Annotated in this window: 9 protein-coding genes, 1 pseudogene and 1 riboswitch; of the genes and pseudogenes, 7 read left to right on the top strand and 3 right to left on the bottom strand. The window is 68.7% G+C overall.

Features of this window, described 5'->3' with window-relative positions; translation table 11 throughout:
* Positions 1-248: 248 nt before the first annotated feature.
* Positions 249-348: riboswitch (S-adenosyl-L-homocysteine riboswitch) on the top strand.
* Between the two features lie 33 nt (positions 349-381).
* The 3 genes from ahcY to D180_RS11905 all read left to right on the top strand — a co-directional run bounded on the left by ahcY (position 382) and on the right by D180_RS11905 (position 2,672).
* Complete coding sequence (gene ahcY / locus D180_RS11915; protein ID WP_017912973.1) at positions 382-1,827, top strand: adenosylhomocysteinase; 1,446 nt, start codon at positions 382-384, stop codon at positions 1,825-1,827.
* Between the two features lie 259 nt (positions 1,828-2,086).
* Positions 2,087-2,371, top strand: coding sequence for a ribbon-helix-helix protein, CopG family (locus tag D180_RS11910; protein WP_017909630.1), 285 nt, complete (start codon positions 2,087-2,089; stop codon positions 2,369-2,371).
* Position 2,372: 1 nt separating this feature from the next.
* The gene (locus tag D180_RS11905) at positions 2,373-2,672 is read left to right on the top strand and encodes a type II toxin-antitoxin system RelE/ParE family toxin (protein WP_017912972.1); all 300 of its coding nucleotides are present in this window, start codon (positions 2,373-2,375) and stop codon (positions 2,670-2,672) included.
* A gap of 358 nt (positions 2,673-3,030) precedes the next feature.
* On the opposite strand, the gene D180_RS11900 is transcribed toward D180_RS11905, so the two are convergent.
* Complete coding sequence (locus D180_RS11900; protein ID WP_043090881.1) at positions 3,031-3,792, bottom strand: class I SAM-dependent methyltransferase; 762 nt, start codon at positions 3,790-3,792, stop codon at positions 3,031-3,033.
* A gap of 66 nt (positions 3,793-3,858) precedes the next feature.
* On the opposite strand from D180_RS11900, the gene D180_RS23935 reads away from it, so the two are divergent.
* The 4 genes from D180_RS23935 to D180_RS11885 all read left to right on the top strand — a co-directional run bounded on the left by D180_RS23935 (position 3,859) and on the right by D180_RS11885 (position 7,322).
* A complete protein-coding gene (locus D180_RS23935) occupies positions 3,859-4,092 on the top strand; it encodes a hypothetical protein (RefSeq protein ID WP_157835457.1) in 234 nt (77 codons plus the stop codon).
* A 233-nt stretch (positions 4,093-4,325) separates the two neighbouring features.
* Positions 4,326-5,714: a cytochrome P450 gene (locus D180_RS11895; RefSeq protein WP_017912970.1), complete on the top strand. Its 1,389-nt coding sequence runs from the start codon at positions 4,326-4,328 to the stop codon at positions 5,712-5,714.
* On the top strand, positions 5,707-6,621 hold the full coding sequence (locus D180_RS11890; protein ID WP_017912969.1) for a sulfotransferase domain-containing protein: 915 nt from the start codon (positions 5,707-5,709) through the stop codon (positions 6,619-6,621). Before D180_RS11895 ends, D180_RS11890 begins: the two co-directional genes overlap by 8 nt.
* Positions 6,618-7,322, top strand: coding sequence for a sulfotransferase family protein (locus D180_RS11885; protein ID WP_017912968.1), 705 nt, complete (start codon positions 6,618-6,620; stop codon positions 7,320-7,322). Before D180_RS11890 ends, D180_RS11885 begins: the two co-directional genes overlap by 4 nt.
* 12 nt (positions 7,323-7,334) lie before the next feature.
* Here D180_RS11885 and D180_RS11880 read toward each other — a convergent pair whose 3' ends face one another.
* Both D180_RS11880 and D180_RS11875 read right to left on the bottom strand, forming a co-directional pair.
* Complete coding sequence (locus tag D180_RS11880) at positions 7,335-8,108, bottom strand: TorF family putative porin (RefSeq protein ID WP_017912967.1); 774 nt, start codon at positions 8,106-8,108, stop codon at positions 7,335-7,337.
* Positions 8,109-8,113: 5 nt separating this feature from the next.
* A pseudogene (locus D180_RS11875) lies at positions 8,114-9,111 on the bottom strand (methyl-accepting chemotaxis protein); the annotation flags it as partial.

The raw sequence follows: 9,111 nt of genomic DNA, 5'->3' as shown, positions 1-9,111 counted from the left end.
GGCGGCGCTGCCGGCCGCGGCCAGGGCCGCGCACAGCAGGCCGCACACCGGCCTGGCGACACGGCGGCGCCCGCGCACTGTGATCTGGTTCATCTCTTCCCCTTTCCTTCGCATCGATCGAACCAGCGACGGTAGCAGGGCCGGCGCGGCCCGCCCCCTGTCGATGGTTGGGCTTGGGCCTGCCATCCCCCGCCCTGCCCCCCGCGTTCAAGCGCCACACGCGGCAGCCGCTATAATCGGTTACCCCTTGCGCCGAGGGGCGCTGCGACCGGATCGAGACCGGATTCCCCGTCTCCAGATCCGGCCAGGCTCGGCGCGAGGCTTGAGCGACAACGGCGCCCGGACTTCGCGAGTTTCTCGCCATTGACCGGAGCTTTATCGATGAACGCTGCACTCAAGAGCTTTTCCACCGAGGGCGACTACAAGGTCGCCGACATTTCCCTGGCCGATTGGGGCCGCAAGGAACTGGACATCGCCGAGCACGAGATGCCGGGCCTGATGTCGATCCGCCGCCAGTACGCCGCCGCCAAGCCGCTGGCCGGCGTGCGCGTCACCGGCTCGCTGCACATGACCATCCAGACCGCGGTGCTGATCGAGACGCTGAAGGACATCGGCGCCGACGTGCGCTGGGCCTCGTGCAACATCTTCTCCACCCAGGACCACGCCGCCGCGGCGATCGCCGCCACCGGCACCCCCGTGTTCGCCTGGAAGGGCGAGACCCTGGAGGAATACTGGGACTGCACCCTCGACGCGCTGACCTTCACCCTGCCCGACGGCACCCAGACCGGCCCGGAACTGGTGGTGGACGACGGCGGCGACGTGACCCTGCTGATCCACAAGGGCTATGAGCTGGAGAACGGCGCCAAGTGGGTGGACGAGCCGTCCTCCTCGCACGAGGAGCAGGTGATCAAGAACCTGCTCAAGCGCGTGGCGGTGGAGCGCCCCGGCTACTGGACCCGCGTGGTCAAGGACTGGAAGGGCGTCTCCGAAGAGACCACCACCGGCGTGCACCGCCTGTACCAGCTGGCCGAAGCCGGCACCCTGCTGATCCCGGCGATCAACGTCAACGACTCGGTGACCAAGAGCAAGTTCGACAACCTGTACGGCTGCCGCGAGTCGCTGGCCGACGGCCTCAAGCGTGCGATGGACGTGATGCTGGCCGGCAAGGTCGCGGTGGTGTGCGGCTACGGCGACGTCGGCAAGGGCTCGGCGCACAGCCTGCGCGCCTACGGCGCCCGCGTCATCGTCACCGAGATCGACCCGATCTGCGCGCTGCAGGCGGCGATGGAAGGCTTCGAGGTCAACACCGTCGAGGACACCCTCGGCCAGGCCGACATCTACGTCACCACCACCGGCAACAAGGACATCATCCGCATCGAGCACCTGACGCAGATGAAGGACCAGGCCATCGTCTGCAACATCGGCCACTTCGACAACGAGATCCAGGTCGAGGCGCTGTACAAGCTGCCGGGCGTGCAGAAGATCAACATCAAGCCGCAGGTGGACAAGTTCGTGCTGCCCAACGGCAAGGCGATCTTCCTGCTGGCCGAAGGCCGCCTGGTCAACCTGGGCTGCGCCACCGGCCACCCCAGCTTCGTGATGTCCAACAGCTTCGCCAACCAGACCCTGGCGCAGATCGACCTGTGGCAGAACAAGGACAGCTACGAGAAGCAGGTGTACCGCCTGCCGAAGAAGCTGGACGAGGAAGTGGCGCGCCTGCACCTGGAGAAGATCGGCGTGAAGCTGACCAAGCTCACCGACGCGCAGGCCGCCTACCTCGGCGTGCCGGTCGATGGCCCGTTCAAGCCGGAGCACTACCGCTACTGAGCCATCGGCAGGACATCGCCAGGCAGACAGGAACGGGCGCCGCGAGGCGCCCGTTTTTTTGTGCGATCGGCGCTGCGAGCGTGTGGAGACAGGGGCTAGAAATTCGTACGGAGCGAAAACCGCAGACATCGCCATCGTGCACAGTCCCTACTGCAAGCGACCTTTTCCGACCAGTTGACCGACGCGCCTGCCCAGCCAGGCCATCTGTACCACACCTGTGCTACATTGATTCCACACCAATCGCCTGGAGCTCCTCCCAATGAGCACCACCACCATCCGCCTGCCGGACGCGCTCAAGGCCCGCGTCGCCAAGGCCGCGGAAGCGGCCGGCACCACCTCGCACAACTTCATCCTGGAAGCCATCGCCGAGAAGGCCGAGTTGGCCGAGCGGCGCGTCGACTTCCATGCGGAGGCCGAGCGCCGTTGGGGCGAATTTCTAGAAACCGGCGAGAGCATTCCCTGGGACGAGATGCGTCGCTATCTGATGGAACGCATTGAGGGCAAGGACATTCCCCCTCCCGCCGCCCGCAAGTTCGCGAAATAGCATGGCGCACGTCGAGTTCCTGCCCTCTGTCAACGAGGACCTACGGCGCATCATCGGCCATCTGGAACAACACGAAGCCGAGCATATCCAAGAGCGTCTGAGCGAGATCGTCAGCGCATCGAACGTGCTGACGGACAATCCGCTGATCGGCCGGCTGACGCGCCATGATCTGCGTGAACTGGTGATTGGCCAAGGCGCTCAGGGATATATCGCCCTCTACCGATACGTGGTGGCGCTGGATACCGTCTTTGTCCTGGCGATCCGCGCACAACGCGAAGCAGGCTATGCACGCGATGCATGAAACCGGGGCCGGTGCCCACGCTGATCTGGTCGATGCGTTGCTTGCCTGATTTGCTGTCACTGCCTCCCATGGCGCGGGCTAGCGCGGCACTTCGCAACCGAGGATGACATGCTGAGTGTTCCCCGCCGCAAACTGGCGATCGCGAAGCCAAGCGCCCGTGCCGGGTCGTAGCACGGCGTCGACCAGACCAGACACGATGCGCGCGGCTGCAGGCGCGGTTCGCCTATACACCAACGGGATAGCCTAGTCCGGCAGCGGCATGGCCGCAGACGCCGAATGCGATAAAGCCCAACTACTTCCGACGCCGCCACTCGCAGACCGGACATCGCCGTCAAGCGCTTACGACGGCGTGAATCTCTCAGGCCGTGCGCTCACTGGCAGGCACGTACACCGAGATCTGGATCCGGCTGCGCGCGTGATACGGCGTGCGTGCCCAGTCGCTCCAGCGCGCCTCCAGTCGCAGGCCGGCGATCTGCGCCATCAGGTCCAGCTCCGATGGCCACACGTAGCGGCGGCGCTCGCTGAAGATGCGCGTACCGGATTCGCCCAGTACCACCACGCGCTGGTCGATGCGCTGCTGCAGCGGATCGGGCTGCGAGCACACCAGCATCACTGCCGCGCCATCGCCGTCGGTGTCCGGCACGTCCAGCACCTGGCTGACCTTGCCGCCGCTTTCGAACACCTCCGCACCCGGCACCGCGCTCTGGATCAGCAAGCGGCCGTCGGGCGCCAGGCAGCGCGCTGCGTTGACCATGCAACGCAGCTGCTCGGCCTGCGTCAGCAGATACCCGAATGCCGCCACCGCGTAGATCAGGCCGAACGGGCCGGACACCGGCATGTCGGCGAAATCGGCGCAGACCAGGTGCAGGCGTTCGCTGCCGGGCTTGGCACGCAAGGCCTCGAGCATCGCAGGAGAATTGTCGATACCGGTGACCGGCACATCGCAGCGCGCGAGCGGCAAGCCAATGCGGCCAGTGCCGATGCCCAGTTCCAGCGCCGCACGGCCCGCGGCCAGCTCGGCGAGGACACCGACGCACTGCTGGGTGACGGCGGCAGGCCAGCGATCGTAGAAACGGTCGTAGATCGCGGCCAGGCGATCATACTCGTGGGTCACGGGCATCCGCAGCCACTCGTTGCCGAAGTGGCGCGACCATAGCACGCAGCGATGGCGACGCAGTGGCCACACATGCAGGACGGCACCCTGCATGGCAGGCGCGGCGATGCGCTGCAATTGCGTGCGACACACGCCACAAAACTGCAGATGACATGCGCATTGCAGTTGGCCGCGCTTCAGTCTTTTGCTTGCGCCGCCGCATCCAAGCGAGGATGCTTTTTCCGCGCCTGCCACGCTGAGGCACGCGCGACAATCGCAACAGATCCCCCGCTCAATCAGGAGTATCGCCATGAAACGCCTTTTTGATTCGCTGTCGCGTTGGGTGCAGAGCCTCGGTGGCCGCAAGCTCGGCTACATCTACACCTACTGACCTCCCCCGCCACCGTCGCGTGGCATGACCGTGCGAGAGGGGGCGACCCGCCCCCCTCTCCCCAGCGCTCTCCGCTTCGCACGGCTGCACGCCCGTTCGCCATCGGCTCCATGTCCCCTCCTGCGTCGCGGTGTGACCCGCCGACACGGCTATTCGCGCGGATCTGCACGTGACCGATCCGCACCCGCGCCCGCCAGGCCCGCGCGGGCACTGGGCATTCGGCAACCGGCAGGCTTTCGCCACCGATCCCCTCGACTTCCTGCAACACTGCGCACGCACGCATGGCGACGTGGTGCGGATCGCCGAGCGCACCTATCTGCTCGCAGCACCAACCGCGATCGCCACGGTGCTCGGCGACGACGGCAACCTCTACGCCAAATCCGATCCGGATCCGCGTGCGCGGCGCGCTGCCTTTCCGGCATCGGTGATGAACAGCGAGGGCGAGGCCTGGCGGCGCAAGCGCCAGGCGCTGCAGCCCGCGTTCCGCGCCAGCCTGGTGCGCGACTACGCCGGAAAGGCGGCCGCCGCCACACAGGCGCTGCTGCGATCGCGCGACGACATCGACAACGTGCACGACCTGCGCCTGACCATGACCGCGCTCTGCGCGCAACTGGGCGCCGGCTTCCTGCTCGGCGATGCGATGCACGCGCCGGCGCTGCTGCGGATGCTGCCGATGGTCGATGCGATCCTGCAGCAGACGCGTACGCCGTCCGCGGCGCCGGCCTGGTGGCCGAGTGCCGGCAAGCGCCGCCTGCGTGCCGCACGCGGCGCACTGGACACGGCGCTGACGCAGATCCTGGCGTCGCCACGTTCGCCTGACGCAGACGCCTCGGTGCTGGAGCTGCTGCGACGCGACGCTCCGCAGGCCGACGACGACTGGTGCCGCGACGAAGCGGCGGCGATGCTGATGTCGGCGCTGGAGCCGATGGCGGCCGGCCTGACCTGGACGCTGTTGCTGCTGGCGCAACATCCATCGATCGCGCAGGCCGTGGCGGAGGAAGCCGATGCCCTGCCCGGTCTCGACGGCGCATCCGCCACGCCCTGCGCCGATGCGCTCGTCGAACGCCTGCCGCTGACGCGCGCCTGCGTGAAGGAGGCCATGCGCCTGTATCCGCCGGCATGGATGACCGCGCGCATCGCGCAACGCGACACCACGCTGGGCGGCTTCGCGGTGCCGCGCGGTACCCAGCTGATCGTCAGCCAGTGGGTGGTGCAGCGCGATCCGCGTCACTTCTCCGCGCCGGACGGCTTCCTGCCGGCGCGCTGGCTGGACCCGGCGCAGACACCGGCGCGCTACACCTACTTTCCGTTCGGCGGCGGTCCGCGCAGTTGCATCGGCAGCCAGTTGGCGCTGGTGCAGATGACCCTGGTCGTGGCCGGCCTGTTGCGCGAGCGCACCCTGCACCTGGCGACGGATGCGCGGCCGCGACCGTATCCGGCGCTGGTGCTGCGTCCACTCGATGTCCGCATCGCCTTGCGCCCGCGCACGACAACCCTGTCCCGCCAGTCGCCCGCGACGGCGCCCTTCCCCCGCACACCGGAAACCCCGCATGGCTGATTCCACTGCCTTCGCCAAGACCCGGGAATACTCCAACCGCTTTTTCGATTCCGCCGCGTGGAACGAGCTGGAGTTTCGCGACGGCGACATCGTCATCGCCAGCTACGCCAAGGCCGGCACCACCTGGCTGCAGCAGATCGTCGCGCAGTTGCTGTTCGAGGGCGCGGCGGACGTCGACGTGTCGGCGATCTCGCCGTGGCTGGACGGCGTGTATCCGGACCGCGACAGCAAGCTCGCGCTGCTGCAGGCGCAGACCCACCGGCGCTTCATCAAGACGCATCTGCCCGCCGATGCGCTGGTGGTCAGCGATCGCGCCAAATACCTGTACATCGGCCGCGACGGCCGCGACATCGCGCTGAGCCTGTACGACCACCAGTGTGCGGTCAGCCAGGATGCGCAGGCGCGGCTGGATGCCGGGGCGGCCGAACCGGGCAAGCTGCGCGTGGTGCCGCCGCCGAGCCTGCCGGTGGATGCCTACGTGGCGCATTGGCTGGCCCACGACGGCGCACCGTTCTGGCCGTTCTGGGAAGGCGTGCGCAGCTGGTGGCAGCAGCGCGCGCAGCCGAACGTGCTGCTGGTGCACTACGCCGATCTGCTGGTGGATCTGCCCGGGCAAGTGCGGCGCATCGCCGCGTTCCTGGAGATCCCGGTGCGCGAGGCGGCCTGGGAGACCATCCTGGCGCACTGCCAGTTCGTCTACATGCGCCAGCACGCCGCGCGCTACGTGCCGCAGGGCGCCGGGCTGTGGCGCGAAGGCGGCAAGGCCTTCTTCAACCAGGGCCGCAGTGGCCGCTGGCATACGCTGTTGCCGGCGACCGTCGCCGCCGACTACGAGGCACGCGCGCAGGCGGAACTGGGCCGCGAGGCGGCGCAATGGCTGGCACAGGGCGCCGGAGCGACGGCATGAGCCTGCGCGTCATCGGCGCCGGCCTCGGCCGCACCGGCACCCTGTCGCTGAAGCTGGCGTTGGAACATCTGGGCCTGGGCCGCTGCTATCACGCCATGGAACTGGCCGCGCACCTGCGCCAGGCCTTGCCGCTGTGGGACGCGGCGATCGACGGGCAGGCGGACTGGGACACGCTGTTCGCCGGCTATACCGCCAGCGTCGACTATCCCGGCTGCTGCTTCTGGCGCGAGCTGGTCGCGCGCTACCCGCAGGCCAAGGTGATCCTGACCGTGCGCGATGCCGATGCCTGGTTCGAGTCGGTGCGCAGCACCATCTTCGCCAGCGACGGCAGCGTGCCGGCCCTGTTCGGCGCCGAGGGCCAGCGGCTGAGCCAGTTCCTGCGCCGCGACTTCGCGACGCGCATCGACGATCGCGGCTTCATGACCGACTATTTCCGCCGTTGGAACCAGGCCGTCATCGCCAGCGTGCCGGCGCAGCGCCTGCTGGTGCTCGACACCGACGCGCGGACGGGCTGGGAGCCGCTGTGCGCCTTCCTGGGCGTGCCGTTGCCGGCACAGCCGTATCCACGCGTGCATGCGCGCAGCGGCGGCGGCACGCAAGCGCGCCCGCTGCCCAGCGACCCGGCGCAACGCGAGCAACGCCTGCGCGCCTACCTGGACCGGCTCGCCGTGGAGGCGTTCGCAGCGCCTGCCGACGGCTGAGCGCGCGTCCGCCTACAGCGAGAAGTTGCGCTTGATCGAGAACGACCAGGCGCCGTCGATCGGGTTGGAGACATGCACCCGGCCCTCGCCATCCGCCACGCCGGTGGTGTAGCGGCGATAGACGCCAGCGCTGTTCCAGGCCCGTGCGTAGCTCAGGCCGAACTCGGTGCCGCGCCAGGTGCGGCTCAGGCCCACGCGCGCGTCGGTCCAGCCGTAGTCGGCGAAGTTGCGCACGTGCTGGTGGCCGGCGTGCACGCTGGCCTGCCAGTCCGGCGCCAGCGGTAGCGTGGCGTCCAGCGCCAGATAACCGGAGCCGCGCGAGTGCCGGCCCTGGCCGACGCCCAGCGTGGCGCTGTTGTAGCCGAAGTAGTCGCGCGTCCAGGTGCTGGCGTAGGACAGTTCCAGCGTGCGCCAGTGCCCGGCGACGATCGCCTCGCCATAGTCGTAGCGCGTGCCGCTGGCGCTCATGCGCGCGCCGGGGTAGGCGTAGTGGTAGACGCCGGCGCGCCAGCCCCAGTCGCCATGGCTGGCCGCGTAGCCGGCATACACGTCCCACTCCACGTGCCCGCCTTCGATGAAGTACGGGCTCACGCCCGACGCCCAGGTGCCTGCGAACCAGCCGCTGTCGGCGGCCACGTCCAGCCCGCCCTGCAGCACCGGCCGCCCCCAGCTCTGCTCGAATCCGCGCGAGACGTAGTTCGAGGTCGCCGCCAGATTGGCGCTGGCGGTCCCGGCCCAGGCCGGTGCGGCGACGCCCAGCGCCAGCAGCAGCGCTGCGCTGCGCATGGCGCTCACGACACCAGCTCCAGCCGCGCTCGGCCCGCCGCGGCCAGGCCGCCCGACGAAGGTGCCGCGAGCTTGAACAGCGCCACCGCGCGCTGCAGTTCCTCGGCCTGATCCTCCATCGCCCGCGCCGCCGCCGTGGCCTCCTCGACCAGCGCGGCATTCTGTTGGGTGGCTTCGTCCATCTGCACGATGGTCTTGCTCACCTGTTCGATACCGGCGCTCTGCTCCTGCGAGGCGGCGGCGATCTCGCTCATGATGTCGGTGACCCGGCGCACGCTGGCCACGACCTCGCGCATGGTGTCGCCAGCGCCGTTGACCAGTGCGGTGCCATCGTCGATCTTGCCGACCGAGGCGTCGATCAGGCCCTTGATCTCGTGCGCCGCGGTCGCCGAGCGCTGCGCCAGCGCGCGCACCTCGCTGGCCACCACCGCGAAACCGCGGCCCTGCTCGCCGGCGCGCGCCGCCTCCACCGCGGCGTTGAGCGAGGATGTTGGTCTGGAAGGCGATGCCGTCGATCACGCCGATGATCTCGGCCATCTTCTTCGATGCTTCGGCGATGCCGGACATGGTGTCCACCACCTGCTCGACCACCGCGCCACCACGCGAGGCCACGCCCGCGGTGTCCTGCGCCAGGCGATTGGCCTGGTGCGCATGCTCGGCGTTCTGCTTCACCGTCGAGGTCAGCTCCTCCATCGAGGCTGCGGTTTCTTCCAGATTGGCCGCCTGCTGCTCGGTGCGACGCGACAGGTCGTCGTTGCCGGCGGCGATCTCGCTGGCGGCGGAGTTGATCGCGGTGGTGGCCTGCTGGATGCGGCCGACGATGCCGGTCAGCTGTTCCACCGTGGCATTGGCATCGTCGCGCATCTGCGCGAATACGCCGTGGAATTCGCCGTGCATGCGCGCGGTGAGGTCGCCCTGGGCCACGGCACGCAACAGCGCCGACAAGGCCGAGAGGTTGCCTTCGGTCAGCTCCATCAGCCGGTTCAGCCCGACCACCATGCCG

Origin of the sequence: Xanthomonas sp. SHU 166 (genome assembly GCF_000364685.1) — a bacterium.
In the GTDB taxonomy this organism is placed as follows: domain Bacteria; phylum Pseudomonadota; class Gammaproteobacteria; order Xanthomonadales; family Xanthomonadaceae; genus Xanthomonas_A; species Xanthomonas_A sontii.
Note: the sequence above shows the minus strand (reverse complement) of the source record. Positions and strands in the feature narration are given on the sequence as shown.

What these genes read in the sequence shown, in the direction of transcription:
- D180_RS11900 (WP_043090881.1), bottom strand. Translation starts at nt 3,792, where the DNA reads ATGCCCGTGACCCACGAGTATGATCGCCTGGCCGCGATCTACGACCGT.
- D180_RS11880 (WP_017912967.1), bottom strand. Translation starts at nt 8,108, where the DNA reads ATGCGCAGCGCAGCGCTGCTGCTGGCGCTGGGCGTCGCCGCACCGGCC.
- D180_RS11885 (WP_017912968.1), top strand. Translation starts at nt 6,618, where the DNA reads ATGAGCCTGCGCGTCATCGGCGCCGGCCTCGGCCGCACCGGCACCCTG.
- D180_RS11905 (WP_017912972.1), top strand. Translation starts at nt 2,373, where the DNA reads ATGGCGCACGTCGAGTTCCTGCCCTCTGTCAACGAGGACCTACGGCGC.
- D180_RS11910 (WP_017909630.1), top strand. Translation starts at nt 2,087, where the DNA reads ATGAGCACCACCACCATCCGCCTGCCGGACGCGCTCAAGGCCCGCGTC.
- D180_RS23935 (WP_157835457.1), top strand. Translation starts at nt 3,859, where the DNA reads ATGCAGGACGGCACCCTGCATGGCAGGCGCGGCGATGCGCTGCAATTG.
- ahcY (WP_017912973.1), top strand. Translation starts at nt 382, where the DNA reads ATGAACGCTGCACTCAAGAGCTTTTCCACCGAGGGCGACTACAAGGTC.
- D180_RS11890 (WP_017912969.1), top strand. Translation starts at nt 5,707, where the DNA reads ATGGCTGATTCCACTGCCTTCGCCAAGACCCGGGAATACTCCAACCGC.